Here is a 16,170-nt window from a genome sequence, read left to right as displayed (position 1 = left end):
GGTTTATTATCTAACACCGAAGAATTGTTTAATTTTACCAAAAACACTTTTATTCTTGTCTTCCAATGGCTGTAATGGAATGGATTCACCAAGAATACGTCTAGCAATGTTACGGTATGCGATAGACGCTTTACTATTTGGATTTAAGGCAATCGGTTCGCCATGGTTAGAAGCTTTGATTACTTCCTCATCATCTGCGACAATACCAATTAACTCGATAGATAAATGTGTAGTAATTTCATCCACATCTAACATATCGCCGCTTTTCATCATATGGTTTCGAATTCTGTTGATGACTAATTTCGGTGACTCGACCGTTTTAGCCTTCTCCAGAAGACCGATGATTCGATCCGCGTCACGAACAGCTGATACTTCAGGAGTTGTTACGACAATCGCACGGTCCGCCCCGGCAATCGCGTTTTGGAAACCTTGTTCAATTCCCGCTGGACAATCAATAATAATATAATCATAGTCTTGCTTAAGTTCATTAATTAGTTTGTGCATCTGTTCTGGCTTAACAGCTGATTTATCTACTGTTTGCGCTGCTGGAAGCAAATACAATAAATCTTCGAATCTCTTATCTTTTACGAGTGCTTGGTGGATTTTACATCTACCTTCTACTACGTCCACAAGATCATAAATAATTCGATTTTCCAGCCCCATAACGACATCTAAATTTCGAAGGCCAATATCCGTATCTACTAAGCATACTTTTTTGCCTTGAAGGGCCAACGCTGTACCTATATTAGCGGAAGTCGTGGTTTTTCCGACGCCGCCTTTACCGGATGTAATTACTATTGCCTCTCCCACATTAATGTCCCCCTTCGAATCTATTTAAATTAGGCCTTAAATTTATTAAAACTTGCAATCTATCTACGATGATTTGATGGTTATCGTCGATGTACGCACATTCCATTTCACGTTTTTCATTGTTTTGAACTTTATCGGGTGCGCGATTGATACGATCGTGAATCCTCAGCTGTGCTGGCTGCATACTTGAAGCCGTAATAACAGCTTGATCATTCCCAAACACTCCTGCATGAGCTATCCCCTTTAAAGCACCCATGATAAAAATATTGCCCCCTGCAATCACCGTTCCACCCGGGTTAACATCCCCTATGAGCAATAAATCCCCTGGAACTTCTAATACTTGTCCAGAGCGGATAATCCGAGAAACGGTAACGACTTCGTTTTCTGCTTTAAGCTTGTCCACTTCTGCTCTTGTGACAACATTGGATTCAATATCATCAACCATTAAGTTCTTTTTTTGGCGAATGAGATCTTTTATTTCTTCACGTTGAGCATCATTCAAGTACCTGTTGCCGACATCGACTTTAACAGGAGTTAAATGACGCCCAACTTCAGTTGTTTGATTTGCCGAAAGTTTTTCATCGAGCTCCTTCTTCAGTTCCTCATAGGAACAGCTATCATCAAGATGAAGGACAATTCCATCCTTCGTACCTTTAATCGTAACATTTTGTCGCTTTTTCATGGAGAAAACTCACCTCAAATAATAAGAAACACATACGTGCCATGGAAATAGGCATTTTTTTAGCCAGAGACACACTTTTATTATACAATTCGACACGCTTAATGTATTCTCCTTTTTTTAAAAAGAAATACAAATCTTATTCATCTCGTAAGCTTTCTGCAAAACTTTCAAAATGACGCTTTAAAGGATACGCAGCAATCAAGAGAAAAACTGCATTTAAGATGAGTGAAGGATAAAAACGTAGCTTCATAAAACTCATAAATTCAAGTGTGGTGATATGAATTAGAAAGTTCATTTCATAGACACCTAATTCCAATAAAGCAATCCCTACTAGAGACACAAAAACTGCGACAATAATATTCGTCTGAAGTAAGTGCATGATTTTCGAAATAAGGTACGTAATGAATGGAAAAAGGAAAAAGTATATGCCAATAATTTCAATCCACACGATATCAAATAGTAGTCCAAAAATGGCAGCATAAATAATTCCGTATTTTCTGCCTGCATAGATGGCTAGGAACAAGATACCTCCGAACAGAAAATGAGGCGCCAAAATATAGTTGCGCCCAAAAACCTCAGGAGGGGCATATTGAGCAAACAAGCTCTCTAATAGGAAAAGGAATAGAAACAAAAGAGGAAGTAGGAATTTCTTCACAAGTCTTCCTCCTCCCCTTCGCCCATATCCGCTTCACTAGGCTGAGCCATTGATCGTGTGATCACAATGATATTTTCTAAATCGTAAAAGTTTGCACCTGGTTCAACTAACGCCGTTTGATTCAATCCATATTGGTCAGGTTTAACCTCAATTACTTTCCCAATTTGCAAGCCTTGAGGAAACACTCCTCCTAGACCGGAAGTAATGACATTTTGTCCCTTTTTAATTTCAACACCAGAAGGAATTGCTTTTATTAATAATGCCTTTTTCTCTTTATCGTAGCCTTCGACAAGGCCAAATACATTCGTGTCACCTTGGACAATCGCTGAAATTCGATTCTTCGGATCCATTGCACTTAACAATTGGACGGTTGAATTAAATTGATTCACTGTTTTTACTTTGCCAATCAAGCCATGTGCTGTGACAACGGCCATATTTTTTTTAATTCCGTCTGTTTTCCCTTTATTGATAATAATCATTTCATGCCAACGATCAGGGTTTCTACCTATTACGGTTGCCTGTAAAGGTTCAAAATCTCTCAGGGTCTCTTCTTCACCGAGAATATCACGCAGCTCTTTATTGTCCTTTTCCAGCTCCTGTACCTGTGCTTCAAGGCTAACAAGTTTCTCCATCCGTGATTTTAATTCTTTATTCTCTTCATATGTATTTTGCAAGTCCTGAAGATTTTCAAAGAAACCTGCAACTAAATGAGCAGGCTTTGAAACCAGGGATTGAACCAAGCCGGTCGTATCCTTTAAGAACTGCTCCGGCCAGGATAGTTTACTTCTCTCCCTTAACGAAAACCCAATCAATGCCACGAGAACAATTATGCTAACCAGCAAAACGATCAATCGTTTATTCAAAAAGAACTGTGGCATGATTATACACCTCTATTTTTATGTCTGTGTTAAACGTATCAGTTGATTTCCGCTCCAATCAACAATTAGTTTTAACACTACCTTTATTATTTGCTATCTTGATTCTTTAGCTTTATTTTTGAATAGTTGAATATGATCTAAAGCTTTTCCAGTACCAATTGCTACACAATCTAATGGGTTTTCAGCGATAAGTACAGGCATATTTGTTTCTTCGCTGATTACCTTGTCAAGATTACGAAGCAGGGCGCCGCCGCCGGTTAAAACAATTCCCCGGTCCATAATATCCGCAGCAAGCTCTGGCGGTGTTTTTTCTAATGTGTTTTTTACAGCCTCTACAATCGCATAGACTGTATCTTTTAAAGCCGCACCAATTTCCTTCGCAGTGATTTCAATGGTTTTTGGCAAACCAGTTAATAAATCACGTCCGCGAATTTCCATATTATCAATACCTTCAGAGTCACCTGCAGAACCAACTTCCATCTTAATAGCTTCCGCCGTACGTTCACCAATCATGAGATTATAATTTTTTCGGATATACGTAACAATTGCTTCATCCATTTCATCACCGGCAACACGGATAGAAATGCTTGTAACAATGCCGCCTAATGAAATTATCGCTACTTCAGTGGTACCGCCGCCAATATCGACAACCATACTGCCAGTTGGTTCCCATACAGGCAGGTTTGCACCGATTGCAGCAGCAAAGGGCTCCTCAATCGTATAGGCGTCCTTAGCACCGGCTTGACGTGTTGCGTCAATTACAGCTCTTTCCTCAACAGCAGTTATTCCAGATGGAACACATACCATTACATACGGCTTACCGGAGAATAAGCTCTTGCTTTTAATTGCCTGACGAATATAATGTTTCATCATGGCTGCAGTAATTTCAAAGTCCGCAATAACTCCATCTTTCATTGGTCTCAACGCAACCACATTTCCTGGTGTACGACCAATCATATTCTTCGCGTCATTACCAACCGCGACAATGGATTTCGTGTCTGTCTGCATCGCCACAACAGATGGCTCTCTTAATACAATCCCTTTACCTTTTACATAAACAAGGGTATTTGCCGTCCCCAAGTCAATACCAAGGTCTCTTGTCCCAATTCCAAACATAGTTGTATCTCCCTTTCTGATACGAAAATAACAAAAGATAAGTGAATATACCTTCTATCATGTATTTTTTTCTAGTAAATTTATATGATTAACATGAAAGATGTCCTAAAAAATCATAAACATTATTATATCCCAACGTTAAAAAAAATCATAGTATTATAAATATCCTTTTTCCTTGAGGCTGACAAATTTATTTTCGCCAATGATGAGGTGATCGAGCACATCGATGCCTATCATCTTCCCGCATTCTACGAGCCTCTTCGTGACCTCGATATCCTCGCGGCTAGGGGCGGGATCCCCGGAAGGATGATTGTGGAGACAAATGATAGAAGCAGCTGAACGTTTTAATGCTTCGCGAAATACCTCCCGGGGATGTACTATCGAGGCGTTTAAACTTCCAATAAAGATGGTTTGTTTGTGGAGCACTTGGTTTTTCGTGTTGAGGTATAAACAAACAAAATGCTCTTGTGATAAAAAACGCATGTCATTCATCACATAATTGGCCCCATCCTCAGGGGAGCGAATCACATAGCGGTCAGTATAGTTTAAGTTCGTTATTCTCCTGCCTATTTCGACAGCAGCGAGAATTTGAATGGCCTTTGCCTGACCAATCCCCTTGATTTCAGTCATTTCTTCTAAGGTGGCATCCTTTAAAAGCCGTAAGCCTTCAAAATTGGTAAGCAACCGGTTGGATAATTGCAGCACACTTTCATCCTTCGTACCGGTTCTAAGTAAGATGGCGATTAATTCATGGTTCGATAAACTCGCTGGACCATTTTGAATAAATCGCTCTCTCGGTCTTTCGTCTTGAGGAAAATCACGGATCATTAATGAATTGGTTGACATTCTGATTCCTCCCTGTGATAGGGAGTTAAAGAACTACATAGCTGTCACGACAACTGGTAGCCCAGCCTTTTTAGTTCGCGATAGGTCTTTGATGACGGCAGGCCGACAACCGCAAAATAGTCTCCACTAATTTTTTTGACAAGCATACTTCCAAGCTGCTGAATGCCATATGCACCTGCTTTATCAAGCGGTTCACCACTTTGTACATAGAAATTGATTTCCTCGTCCGTTAACTCCCAAAACCAAACTTCTGTACGTTCGTAAAATCGAGATGTTCCATTTGGAGACAATATGGAAACACCAGTATAAACATCATGCTTTCTTCCAGAAAGCTTTTCTAACATCCTTTTGGCATTTGCCTCGTCTTTTGGCTTTCCTAAGACCTGACCATCGGCAACAACAATCGTGTCCGAACCAATGACAAATGCTTCTGGGTTTTCTTTAAAAATGACCTTTGCTTTTCGCTCGGCAAGATCCATAACTACATCCTCTGGAGAAAGCGTTGGATCAAAGCTTTCATCTACTTCACTGCTTGAAATCGTGAATGTTAATCGGAGGTTTTCTAGAAGTTCTTTTCGCCGTGGAGAAGAAGAGGCTAAAATGAGGTTTTGCATTTCATCACCATACCTTTTGCATCATTTAGGGAGATACACGTTAATCGTATCAGAAATTGTAGAAGCAAACAATTTTTATATCATTAAAGTTCGAAGAAATTTGTCAAATTATGCAAAGTATCTTCGTGAGTTAAATTCAAAATATTTCGATATAAACACAAATAGCCTGTCCAAAATAGACAGGCTCGTTATTCAAGGATAATTTCCCGGAAAATATCAGCTTTTGTCGACTACAGTAAGTAATAAATACTTAGATAATTTAATAAATGCTGTTGTGCTTCAATCAATCTATCTTTCTTCTTGTTTTCTTGAAAAGCTTCAACTTTCTCCAACGCACTAGATAATTCCTTATTAAGAGTTTTTACTTTCTCATTTTTCACCTTGTCAGCGGATTGATTCAGTTGATCTTCAAACGCCGTAACCTCTTTACTAGCTTCTGATGATATATTTCCAGAAACAATGGCATTAGATGTGACCTTTGAAAGCTGTTGATAAATAGCTGGTGCAGCTTCTAAAAAGCTTTTTTCAGCTTCACTTATATCTGAAACTGTCTTTTCAGCAATGGGGAGTTGTTTTGAAAAAACATCTTCAAACCCATCTGCTTTATATTGTGCTCCTATCTCCTTCGCTGTTTCAATAGAATCAGCGACACCTAAAAACAAATATTCTTTTTCACTCATTGACAAGGTTTGTGCTGGCAATCCTTCTTCTTTTGCTTTACTGGCTGCACTGGATGCAGCATCTTTTGTCGTAAATGCGCCACCCTGGACGATAAACACTGTTTGAGCCCCAAGGACAATCGAATTACTACTCTTACCTCCGGTTGCTTCTGTATCTTCTCCAGACCCATTACCTACAACCACCGGCTCAGTTACTGCTGGTTTACTGTTCTCACTAATGACTAACTTAAGCATGAGGACCCCAAAGCTTGTCCCAATCAAAATAGCAAAAACAGCTGTAACAATAATAGATTTTATTACGCCACCATTACTCTTCATTGAAAAAGTTGTGAAAGAAGCAGGCTTCTTTTTCGTGCCCTTTTTCTGATTCTGACTGCTGACAACCTTATATTCCTGAATGTCGTTTTCTGCAGATTCAGGAATAATCCAATCAAAGCTTTCATCGATTGAGTCCTTGGCAGCAGCAGTCTCAAGAAATAAATCCTGATCGTTGAAGTCTTCGTCAATGTCTATCACTTTAGTAAAAGAATCTTTGCTAGATTCTTGTTCCTTCTTAATGGGCTCTTCTGAGAAAGTTTGACTTTCTCCATTTAACTTTATTTTGATGGTATTGCCACGATTCGGCTTGTCCACTAACTTGTACTCCTTCCTCTACCAATAGCAATTTCTACCATCCTATCACAAAGACAAAAAAAAATAACAAGACTTTTGTCGTCTTGTTATACAATGCTTTCGCCAAATTATTTGCAACTTCGCGATAGTATTAGTTAGCTTTTGTCGTATCAGAGAAAGAGCTTAACGGATTTTTCTTGTTGGCCGGTGCCGGGGCATCAATTTTTGGAAGCTCAGCAATTAAGTCATCTAGAATTGGCAGGTAATAGGCAGAAACAGTAATTGAATACTGTAACTTTTCGAGTTCTAGTTCTAAGCTGGTGATTTCTTTGCCGCCGGTATAACTAATAGATTCGATCACTACTATCCGTTCCAAAGATTCAAGTGTTGCAATGAACTTTTCCAAATCCTCGTAGGTTGGTGATTCAACGCTCAAGCTAACCGATAGCTTTTTTAATCCGTTTGATACGGGCGCTGCGGCAGGCTGCCCGTTTGCAGCAGCCGCTGGCTCCTGAGGTGCCTCACCCGTTTGTGCTGGTGGTGTTGCAGTCTCTTGACCTGTTGTACCCACCTGATCAGCTGGTGCATTTTCTGCAGGTGTCTCTGTTGCTAGGATAACATCTTCATCCTTTGTAAAACTCATTGAAGATATGACACTATTGGATACTATTTCAGCTTTTTCTAAATCTAGAATAAACTGCTCAAGCAATGGTTTTACCGGAACTTTTTTCTGCAATTCCCTTGTATCTTCCACTACTTTTGTAGTTTCGTCTATTTTATTCTGGGTTACCGCTTCTAAAAGCTTTTGTTCCGTATTTAAGGACTGCTCTTTCATCGATACATCAGACTTTAAAGGAGTTAACTTTAAAAATTGACCGTAGACAATAACCAGTACTAGCAAAAACGAGCCTGCTAACAAAATAATCTTGTCAAGTTTTGAGAGACCGAGTTTCATGAGGAAGTCACTCCTTCCTCATTACTTTTACTAGTAATTTCCTTGATTTTCACCATATTTAGCTTAATTTCAAATTGACCAATATATCTTGGAAGATATAGGTCATTTGTATTAAGTTTATTTTCGATATTAGTTGTTGCTGCTGGTGTCGATGTCTGTTCAGGTGTTTGGGCTTCATTAGCCTCAGCACCTTCTTCGTTCGCTGATTTTGTCGCAGTGCTTTCTTCTTCTTCTTTCTTCTCGACGGTAAGCGAATTTAATGTTGGTTCACCAACCCATTCTGACTCACCTAAATTATCTAGAAAATATGCTGCTTCACGTGCACTATCAAATTGAACAGTGAGGATTACGGTTCCTGCTTCAGCATAGGTAAAAGATTGAATGAACCCGCGTTCTGGCAGCAGAGATGTTAAATGCTGCATAATCGGGATTGTTTGAACCGGGTAGGTATTCGCCCAATCAACAGCGTCCTTTAAAAGACTAATTGACATTTGCGATTCATTCTTATCAGCACTTTTTTCCTGTTTGGCGGCTGTTTCTTTTGTCATCGATATTTGCTTATCTAAGTTTGCTACTTCACTTTTAGTAGATTGAATCTGCCAAAAATAAAATGCACCAACTAAAATAGTAAGTGCGATAAGCACGATTAAAATAACGATATTAAATTTCCTTGGTTCCTTTTTGAGGAAGGAGGTTGATTTCAACTAACATTACTGCACCTCTTTCAAGGCAAGACCTAAGGATAATAATAAATTGGAAGGCACACTACCCTTCCTTTTTTCGTCAGCAGGCAGTGAAAGCATTTCAACCGGCACTTCAAATCGTTCTGTCATTTCATCATAAATTGCTTTTAACATTGGATGGTCACCATTTACTAAGAACTTAGTTACATCCTGCTTCTCATTGCTAAGTGAAAAGCGATAGTAATCGACTAATTTATTGATTTCCTTAAAAATATCCTCAAACTGAACAACCAATTCCTCGGAAGCACCTTTATAGGTAAACTCTACTAAACCCGATAATCCTTGATTATGTTCCCAGTCTTCAATGTTAAAAGGCAAGGTAAATTGACGCATGACCATTGGCACACTGCCATCAAAAATACACAAGTTAACACTTGTTAAATCAAATTGAACGGTAAATAGAATATCCTTTTCATTACTTCTATCTGAGTGATGATAAAGCCGGTACAACGACAGCGGTGAGATATCAGCAGCTACCGGATTAAGCTTAAGACTGGAGAATAGTTCCGCATATTCCATCACAAACTGGTGTGGTGCAGCGAATAGGAGAACTTCCTGTGCCTTACCAGTGTTTGTAAGTAGATGGTAATCAAAAACTGGTTCTTCAAATGGTAAGTGAATGGTAGAACCTAATTCTAAATATAAATATCCTTTAATTTCATCCTCTTGGATATCAGCAGGAATAGAGACTTTTCGAATGATAACCAGCGGATCAGGAACAAGGAAGCGGATTGAACGCCGTTGAATCTTCCACTCTTCAATACATTGTTCAAGAATGTTTGCTAAGGAATCAATGTCAACAATTTTACCATCAACGATGATACCTGGCGGTAAAAAACGTTCACTCCATTTTTGGGTAGTAGGGGGGTTCGTTTGTTTTAATTCTAAAAAACGAATTGAATGGTCATTTAGTACCAGGTTAATTATTCTGTTTTTTGCTGAAAAAAGGGAGAATCCCATGTCTATTACCCCTTACGTAAGATCAATAATAAAGAAACTGTAAATATAAATGAATTAAATCCGATCCCCAATAATAAGCAGTAAGTGTCCCAGCCGCAATAAACGGACCAAATGGAATGGGCTGCTTTCTTTTAACCACTTTAAAAAGCAGTGCCAAACCGCCTATAACCGCACCGAACAATGTCGAAAGGAAAAAAGAGAGGAGTACAAGTTTAAAACCTAAAACAAATCCAAGCACTGCATAAAGTTTTATGTCGCCACCGCCCATACCACCTTTACTAACAATGGCGATTATCAGTAGGAGTATAAACCCTGTTCCCGCACCAAGAATACTGTCCCACCAAGTGGTTAATGGCCAGATAATCCGTTCCAATAAAAAAATCCCTGCAAACCAAATTAAAATTTTATCAGGGATGAGCATATAGTTAATATCGGATACGATGATAATCATAAACATCGAAATGAGTGTAAGGGCAACTACGAGCTCTCCTGACCAACCAATAACAAGTGGTGCTGTTGCAAATAATATTCCAGTAAGTAATTCAAAAATCGGATATACAGGAGAAATCCGCGACTGACAGCCGCGGCATTTCCCTTTTTGAAGCATATACGATAAAACTGGTATAAGTTCTATCGGTTTTAATAGATGCCCGCAAGATGGACAAGCTGAACCTGGCGTAATAATTGACTGTTTAACAGGAATTCTTAAACCAACAACATTAAAGAATGATCCAAAGACTAACCCATAAATAAACAGTATACTATAGACCATATTTCATATTTCCTAGTTATCCCCAAAATTAGCTAGGTCTTGTTCAGTTGCTATGTTATCTGAAACGTCTGCACCAGTACCTGCAACTTTTACTGATTCATGTCCGTTTAATGTATAAACATGTTTCCCACTAACATAAGTTACCTCTACGGTAAAATCATCATCTTTAACACGATCAAGAGTTTTAGTTAACAAAGTGGCAGCAGTAATAGAAACTTTAGTACCAGTAGCGGCAGCAATAGTTGCTGGCGTATAGGCGTTAGTGGTATCATTAGCTACGTGTAATTTAGCAGCTTCAATAATTTGAAGTCCTTCTGAAACTTTCGCTTTTTCTCTTGAGTCACTAATCACATTCCCTATTGCAGGAATTGCTATTGCCGCAAGAATTCCTAAAATTACGATAACTGCTAGTAATTCAATTAGAGTAAAACCTTTTTGTTCTTTAGCTTTTAATTTTAGTCTATCAACCATTTTTACATCTCCTTTATGGTTCTATGAACCTAGTATTATTTCTCTATGAGTATACAATAAATGTAATCTAATGAAAAGAAAATTTTCGTCGAATTTTGTCTCAATTTTTACATTTTTGTTATTTTTAGGATGAAACTGAGAATTTATCACATTTGTTCAAACATCGAAAACATCGGAACCATTATTGACATAACAATAACACCTACAAGACTGGCTAGGACAACGATCATAATAGGCTCAATTAATGATTTAAGCCTGTCCGTACCAGTTTCAACTTCTTTTTCATAGAACTCAGCAATCTTTGAAAGCATAGCATCTAAAGCGCCCGTTCCCTCACCAATTGATATCATCTGAGTAACAAGCGGTGGGAAAGCCCAATGATTGTTCATTGGTTCCGTCATAGAACGTCCTTTTTCAAGAGAGTCGCGCGATTCACGGATTACTTTAGCAATCACTTCATTTTCAACTACCTTTTCAACAATCGCCATACTTTGAAGAATCGGAACTGAACTCGAAAACAGAGAACTAAGGGTTCTCATCATCCGGGCTAATGCTGCTTTTTGCAACATATTTCCAAATATAGGCATTTTAAGAAGGGAATAATCTACAAAATATTTGGTTTTCTTATTTTTTTTCATATAAGTTATCACTGATACAAAAGCTAGAATTAAAAGTGCAATTAACCACCAAAATGATTGCATAAATTCACTTGCAGAAAGTACAAATTTTGTAATTCCAGGAAGTTCCGCTCCAAGGTCTGAAAACATTGCTACAAAAGTTGGCACAATTGCTACAAGTAAAAAAATAACAACAGCAATAGCAATAATTCCAATAACAGCCGGATACATAAGAGCTGAAGTGATTTTTTGTTTAGTATAGTGCTGTTTTTCAAAATGCTCAGCCAAACTTTCGAGGGTCCCATCCATATTTCCACTTACCTCGCCTGCTTTTACCATGTTAACAAACATCGTGTTAAATATTTTCTTGTGTTTAGACACAGCCTCTGAGAATGGTTTTCCCTCGCGTAATTCCTGTTCAGTGTCCAATAATGCTTTCTTTAAGCCTTTACTCTCCGTTTGAACAGCAAGAATAGCTGTAGCATCAACAATAGTTACCCCCGCTTGTAAGAGAGTAGCGAATTGCCTTAAATAAATAACGAAATCCTGAAGTTTAACCGGATTCCCAAACGATAGGTCCTTCGTCATCATGGTTTCAGGAATTTCAGTCATTTCTATGACCCTAATCCCATCTTCCTTTAACTTGGTCATTGCTTCTCGTCTGGAACCGGCATTTATTGTCCCTGCTTTTTTACCACGCTTATCCCGCCCAGAATATTTAAATCTAGCCATCTAGCATCATCTTTTCTTGTAGATATTTGGTTGCAGCTTCTTTTTGGATTAAGTTGCGGTCAATTAAATCTCTGATGCTCATTTCTAGGGTGTGCATTCCTTGGGCACGTGAGGTTTGCATTGTGCTTTGAATTTGGTGGATCTTTTCGTTTCGGATTAAGTTCGCAATCGCTGGATTGTTCACTAGAATCTCAGTTGCGGCCTTCCTGCCTTTTTTATCAACCGTTGGGAAAAGACGCTGTGAAATAACCCCAACTAGAACAGAAGCCAGCTGAACACGAATCTGGGGCTGCTGTGCCGGCGGAAATACGTCAATAATCCTGTTTATCGTTGCTGGGGCACTTGAGGTGTGAAGTGTTCCCAGTACCAAGTGACCAGTTTCTGCCGCAGTAATCGCGATTCCGATTGTTTCTAAATCCCGCATCTCCCCGACGAGGATAATATCAGGATCCTGACGCAATGCGCCCTTTAATCCATTGGCATACGACTGCGTATCAAAACCGACTTCACGCTGGTCGATAATCGAGTTTCCATGTCTATGCAAATACTCAATTGGATCTTCGAGTGTAACAATATGCTTTCGCATGTTTCGATTCACATAATCAATCATTGAAGCAAGCGTGGTCGATTTCCCGCTTCCTGTCGGGCCGGTAACAAGAATTAAGCCCTGGGGCTTCTCAACCAATTCCCTAACGATATTTGGTAAATCAAGCTCCTCGAGCGTAGGCGTTTTTGAGGCTACCACCCTCAATGCCAATGAAACGCTTTTTCGTTGATGATAAGCATTCACACGAAAACGAGAGACTCCAGGAAGCCCATAAGAGTAATCAAGTTCTCCTTTTTCCTTGAATAAATCATACATATTTTCTGGAATCGTCAATTTGGCAATTTCTTCGGTATCAGCCGGCAGTAAAATATCTTTTCCATACCGCTTTATATCACCGTTAATTCGGAAAATTGGCGGAACACCAACCGTAAAATGAATATCGGATGCTTTAAATTCAAGTGCAGCACGCAGTATATTCTCAAGTTTTTCTTTCATCGTTTATCTCCTACTCCAATATGGCTACGCGTAATATTTCCTCAGTCGTGGTTAAACCTTGTTTCACCTTTAATAGACCATCATCAATTAAAAAGATTGTTTTATTTTTAATCGCAAGCTCTTTTAAGTTTTGGATAGAGTCGTCGTTCATGACAGCCCTGCGCATATCATCATTGATGACAAGAACTTCATGAAGGGCAATTCTACCCTTATATCCTGTCATATTACATGACGGACAGCCTTTACCGCGATTGACTTTATCAATTTTTATTCCGCGTCTTGCGAAAATCTCCACTTCCCGCTTGGTTGCTTCCTGCAGCTCTCTACAATCACGACAAACCTTACGGACAAGACGCTGGGCCACAATCCCACTTAATGACGAAGCAATCAAAAACGGTTCAACCCCCATATCAATAAGCCTTGTAACTGTTCCTAGTGAATCATTCGTATGAATCGTACTTAACACTAAGTGACCGGTTAACGAAGCACGGACGGCAATCTCGGCCGTTTCTTTGTCACGAATTTCCCCGACCATGATAATGTTCGGATCTTGCCGGAGTATCGAACGAAGTCCGGCCGCAAAGGTCATCCCGACATTCGTGTTTACTTGAATCTGGTTTATACCCTCCAACTGGTACTCAACTGGATCCTCAATCGTAATGATATTAACTTGCTCACTATTAAGTTTATTTAGTGCCGCATAAAGGGTGGAGGATTTCCCTGAACCCGTTGGTCCCGTGATCAGCACAATCCCTGTCGGCTGTTCAATTAATTCAGAGAACCGCTTTAAATTAAGGGCATTAAAGCCTATTTTACTTAAGTCATTTAAAGCTGCACCCATATCGAGTATCCGCATAACAATCTTCTCACCATAGACTGTCGGCAATGTCGATACACGAAGGTCAATCGGATGGAATTCAAGATTTATTTTAATCCGTCCATCCTGTGGTATCCTGTGTTCCGTGATGTCGAGATTAGACATAATTTTTATTCTTGCCGTTAACACACTTTGCATATGGCGAGGGAGAACGCGTTCAACCCGCAATACCCCATCGACACGATACCTAACAACCACCTTTGTTTCCTGCGGATCGATATGAATATCACTCGCCTTTTGAATAACCGCATTGGTCAGCAGCTGGTTAACAAGACGGACAATCGGTGAATCTAAGTCGGTTACATCTTCATCTCGTCCGCGCTCATTCCCACCAATATCATCAAACAGTTCCTCTAAATCTTGATCAACGTTGTAATATTTATTGATTGATCTTAAGATGCCATCCTTCGTCGCAATGACCGTTTCAATTTGAAAACCCGTAGACAGTCTAAGGTCATCAATCACAATGAAATCCATTGGATCTACCATCGCTACATAAAGCTTGTTCCCTTCTCGTTTTAGCGGAATAATTAAATTACGCTTTGCCGTCTCTTTTGATATTAGCGAAAAAAGATTGGTATCAAATGGATAGTGAAAGAGATTGACATGCGGTATTCCTAATTGGACTTCAAGAACTTCTGCTAACTGTTGATCGGTTATATACCCTCTTTGCAAGAGGGCATCGCCGATTTTTTGGTTTGGAGGCTTTTCAGCTAAAGTGGTTTGCAGTTGTTCCGGAGTAATTAACCCTTCCTCTATTAACAAATCTCCAAGTCTTTTTCGACCCTGTTTCATTTCATATCACTTCTAACTTTATTTAGGTTGCTCATTCGGTTTCCCCCATAGGCCATTATCATTAGGATCTTCAAGTAATGGCGGAGTTTGAGTTCCGTTCGGATCAGGAGTTGCAGCTGGTGTACGGCCTGCCGGTGTTACAGTGTTTTCCGCTCCCGTTAATCCATGTATTTCAACACGATATACCGGCGGGTAATAATCCTCGGAAATTAATTCACTTTTTATCAATTGACTTTCTTGGTAGATATCTCGATATACCTTGACTATTTTCCCATCAGAACCTTCAGTTTGTACCTTTATATTTCCAGACAGGACCAATGGACTATATTGCTTAATGGTCTTCGGTTTTAACTGCTGTTCATCTTTTTTTGTAATTTCATAATTGTAAAGAAGCTTTTCGCCCCTTAACGTCACTATCAGATTATTGCCTTCTAAACGAAGTTCTATCGTGTACAATGACTCATTTGGATTAACAATAACCAAATCTGAACCATTTGCAGCATTAACCTTTGCTTCCATCCCTAACAAAGCATAATCAGGGAGCGCACTGCTAATATTTCTTTCAGTAATGGTAAAATTAGTTGGCAGGACTGCCTGATAAATACCTGTTGCAAGAACGCTTAAGACTGAGGAATTTTCTATCTTCTGAGTTTTGGCATATTCTAATAATGAAAAGACAACTTTTTTGTCTAGGAGAATTTCTGGGTTGGCGTCAATAACAGACTGTAATTCACTCGAAACATCCGTTAACCTTACAATTGCCTCACTTATGACCGCATTTTTTAAAGCTGGATCGGTAATTAAATAATCTTTACTGATATTAAAAATAAAAGAACCGTTGTTAAACTGTGATGCCGTATTGGTTAAGTCCGAAGTTAGTTTCGTAAGTTCAAGTTTATTGCTGTCAATCTGAGGGAAGAGAATTTGTATTTGTTCTCCTACTTGCAGCAAGTCAATAGTAATAACCGCTTGGTTTTGCTGCCCGTCGATAATGGATGATAAAGTTTGTGCAGAATCAAAATGGAACAGGTTTGTATCAAATGGAACGATTAGTTCACTGTATTGCAGTTCTAACTTAGTATTTTTCACCCAGTCGACATACTTTTCTTCTAATAAGGCAATCGCCTCGCTCTCTGATTTACCAGAGACGTCAATAGACCCAACTGTTGTTCCTTGAGAGAATTTCCCATCAGCACCCGTAAAATTTTCAAATGCCTTAGCACCAAAATGAGAAAAACTAAATATAAATGCAGTGCCGAAAAAAAGCACCACGAATAGTTTTATAAGACGTTGATATTTAGACAACCAGCTTG

17 protein-coding genes are annotated in these 16,170 nt (G+C 39.1%); all 17 read right to left on the bottom strand.

Annotated elements, in window-relative coordinates:
- Window positions 1-6: 6 nt before the first annotated feature.
- The 17 genes from minD to QFZ28_RS08940 all read right to left on the bottom strand — a co-directional run bounded on the left by minD (window position 7) and on the right by QFZ28_RS08940 (window position 16,162).
- The gene (gene minD / locus QFZ28_RS09020; RefSeq protein WP_307194317.1) at window positions 7-810 is read right to left on the bottom strand and encodes a septum site-determining protein MinD; all 804 of its coding nucleotides are present in this window, start codon (window positions 808-810) and stop codon (window positions 7-9) included.
- 1 nt (window position 811) lies between these two features.
- Window positions 812-1,492 carry a septum site-determining protein MinC gene (minC, locus tag QFZ28_RS09015; protein WP_307194316.1) on the bottom strand — a complete coding sequence of 227 codons (681 nt, stop codon included), beginning with the start codon at window positions 1,490-1,492 and terminating at the stop codon, window positions 812-814.
- 136 nt (window positions 1,493-1,628) lie between these two features.
- On the bottom strand, window positions 1,629-2,147 hold the full coding sequence (gene mreD / locus QFZ28_RS09010) for a rod shape-determining protein MreD (protein ID WP_307194315.1): 519 nt from the start codon (window positions 2,145-2,147) through the stop codon (window positions 1,629-1,631).
- Complete coding sequence (gene mreC / locus QFZ28_RS09005; protein WP_307194314.1) at window positions 2,144-3,025, bottom strand: rod shape-determining protein MreC; 882 nt, start codon at window positions 3,023-3,025, stop codon at window positions 2,144-2,146. The genes mreD and mreC overlap by 4 nt, the downstream gene beginning before the upstream one ends.
- A 93-nt stretch (window positions 3,026-3,118) precedes the next feature.
- The gene (locus QFZ28_RS09000; protein WP_307194313.1) at window positions 3,119-4,141 is read right to left on the bottom strand and encodes a rod shape-determining protein; all 1,023 of its coding nucleotides are present in this window, start codon (window positions 4,139-4,141) and stop codon (window positions 3,119-3,121) included.
- 156 nt (window positions 4,142-4,297) lie between these two features.
- Entirely contained in the window at window positions 4,298-4,987 is a 690-nt protein-coding gene (gene radC / locus QFZ28_RS08995; protein ID WP_306076115.1) for a RadC family protein, read from the bottom strand.
- A gap of 44 nt (window positions 4,988-5,031) precedes the next feature.
- Window positions 5,032-5,601 (bottom strand): Maf family protein, encoded by a 570-nt coding sequence (locus QFZ28_RS08990; protein WP_307194312.1) that lies wholly within the window; start codon window positions 5,599-5,601, stop codon window positions 5,032-5,034.
- A gap of 230 nt (window positions 5,602-5,831) precedes the next feature.
- Window positions 5,832-6,914, bottom strand: coding sequence for a hypothetical protein (locus tag QFZ28_RS08985; RefSeq protein WP_307194311.1), 1,083 nt, complete (start codon window positions 6,912-6,914; stop codon window positions 5,832-5,834).
- Between the two features lie 130 nt (window positions 6,915-7,044).
- Complete coding sequence (locus tag QFZ28_RS08980) at window positions 7,045-7,848, bottom strand: pilus assembly protein PilO (RefSeq protein ID WP_307194310.1); 804 nt, start codon at window positions 7,846-7,848, stop codon at window positions 7,045-7,047.
- On the bottom strand, window positions 7,845-8,552 hold the full coding sequence (locus tag QFZ28_RS08975; RefSeq protein WP_307194309.1) for a PilN domain-containing protein: 708 nt from the start codon (window positions 8,550-8,552) through the stop codon (window positions 7,845-7,847). The genes QFZ28_RS08980 and QFZ28_RS08975 overlap by 4 nt, the downstream gene beginning before the upstream one ends.
- Window positions 8,553-8,558: 6 nt before the next feature.
- Complete coding sequence (gene pilM / locus QFZ28_RS08970; RefSeq protein ID WP_307194308.1) at window positions 8,559-9,551, bottom strand: type IV pilus biogenesis protein PilM; 993 nt, start codon at window positions 9,549-9,551, stop codon at window positions 8,559-8,561.
- A 22-nt stretch (window positions 9,552-9,573) separates the two neighbouring features.
- Entirely contained in the window at window positions 9,574-10,323 is a 750-nt protein-coding gene (locus tag QFZ28_RS08965) for a prepilin peptidase (protein WP_307194307.1), read from the bottom strand.
- Between the two features lie 12 nt (window positions 10,324-10,335).
- Window positions 10,336-10,794 (bottom strand): type II secretion system protein, encoded by a 459-nt coding sequence (locus tag QFZ28_RS08960; RefSeq protein ID WP_307194306.1) that lies wholly within the window; start codon window positions 10,792-10,794, stop codon window positions 10,336-10,338.
- Window positions 10,795-10,940: 146 nt separating this feature from the next.
- Window positions 10,941-12,143: a type II secretion system F family protein gene (locus QFZ28_RS08955; protein WP_307194305.1), complete on the bottom strand. Its 1,203-nt coding sequence runs from the start codon at window positions 12,141-12,143 to the stop codon at window positions 10,941-10,943.
- Window positions 12,136-13,185, bottom strand: a complete 1,050-nt coding sequence (locus QFZ28_RS08950) for a type IV pilus twitching motility protein PilT (RefSeq protein ID WP_307194304.1) — start codon at window positions 13,183-13,185, stop codon at window positions 12,136-12,138. Before QFZ28_RS08950 ends, QFZ28_RS08955 begins: the two co-directional genes overlap by 8 nt.
- Window positions 13,186-13,195: 10 nt before the next feature.
- The gene (locus tag QFZ28_RS08945) at window positions 13,196-14,857 is read right to left on the bottom strand and encodes a GspE/PulE family protein (RefSeq protein ID WP_307194303.1); all 1,662 of its coding nucleotides are present in this window, start codon (window positions 14,855-14,857) and stop codon (window positions 13,196-13,198) included.
- A gap of 18 nt (window positions 14,858-14,875) precedes the next feature.
- A complete protein-coding gene (locus tag QFZ28_RS08940) occupies window positions 14,876-16,162 on the bottom strand; it encodes a VanW family protein (RefSeq protein WP_307194302.1) in 1,287 nt (428 codons plus the stop codon).
- Between the last annotated feature and the right edge of the window lie 8 nt (window positions 16,163-16,170).

The sequence above is a fragment of the Neobacillus niacini genome, from assembly GCF_030817695.1.
Classification (GTDB): Bacteria; Bacillota; Bacilli; order Bacillales; family Cytobacillaceae; genus Neobacillus; species Neobacillus niacini_F.
Note: the sequence above shows the minus strand (reverse complement) of the source record. Positions and strands in the feature narration are given on the sequence as shown.

Excerpts from the sequence above, each read along its gene's own strand:
- QFZ28_RS08945 (WP_307194303.1), bottom strand. The coding sequence starts at position 14,857 with ATGAAACAGGGTCGAAAAAGACTTGGAGATTTGTTAATAGAGGAAGGG.
- QFZ28_RS08980 (WP_307194310.1), bottom strand. The coding sequence starts at position 7,848 with ATGAAACTCGGTCTCTCAAAACTTGACAAGATTATTTTGTTAGCAGGC.
- QFZ28_RS08955 (WP_307194305.1), bottom strand. The coding sequence starts at position 12,143 with ATGGCTAGATTTAAATATTCTGGGCGGGATAAGCGTGGTAAAAAAGCA.
- QFZ28_RS08990 (WP_307194312.1), bottom strand. The coding sequence starts at position 5,601 with ATGCAAAACCTCATTTTAGCCTCTTCTTCTCCACGGCGAAAAGAACTT.
- mreC (WP_307194314.1), bottom strand. The coding sequence starts at position 3,025 with ATGCCACAGTTCTTTTTGAATAAACGATTGATCGTTTTGCTGGTTAGC.
- pilM (WP_307194308.1), bottom strand. The coding sequence starts at position 9,551 with ATGGGATTCTCCCTTTTTTCAGCAAAAAACAGAATAATTAACCTGGTA.
- radC (WP_306076115.1), bottom strand. The coding sequence starts at position 4,987 with ATGTCAACCAATTCATTAATGATCCGTGATTTTCCTCAAGACGAAAGA.
- QFZ28_RS08950 (WP_307194304.1), bottom strand. The coding sequence starts at position 13,185 with ATGAAAGAAAAACTTGAGAATATACTGCGTGCTGCACTTGAATTTAAA.
- minC (WP_307194316.1), bottom strand. The coding sequence starts at position 1,492 with ATGAAAAAGCGACAAAATGTTACGATTAAAGGTACGAAGGATGGAATT.
- QFZ28_RS08965 (WP_307194307.1), bottom strand. The coding sequence starts at position 10,323 with ATGGTCTATAGTATACTGTTTATTTATGGGTTAGTCTTTGGATCATTC.
- QFZ28_RS08960 (WP_307194306.1), bottom strand. The coding sequence starts at position 10,794 with ATGGTTGATAGACTAAAATTAAAAGCTAAAGAACAAAAAGGTTTTACT.
- QFZ28_RS09000 (WP_307194313.1), bottom strand. The coding sequence starts at position 4,141 with ATGTTTGGAATTGGGACAAGAGACCTTGGTATTGACTTGGGGACGGCA.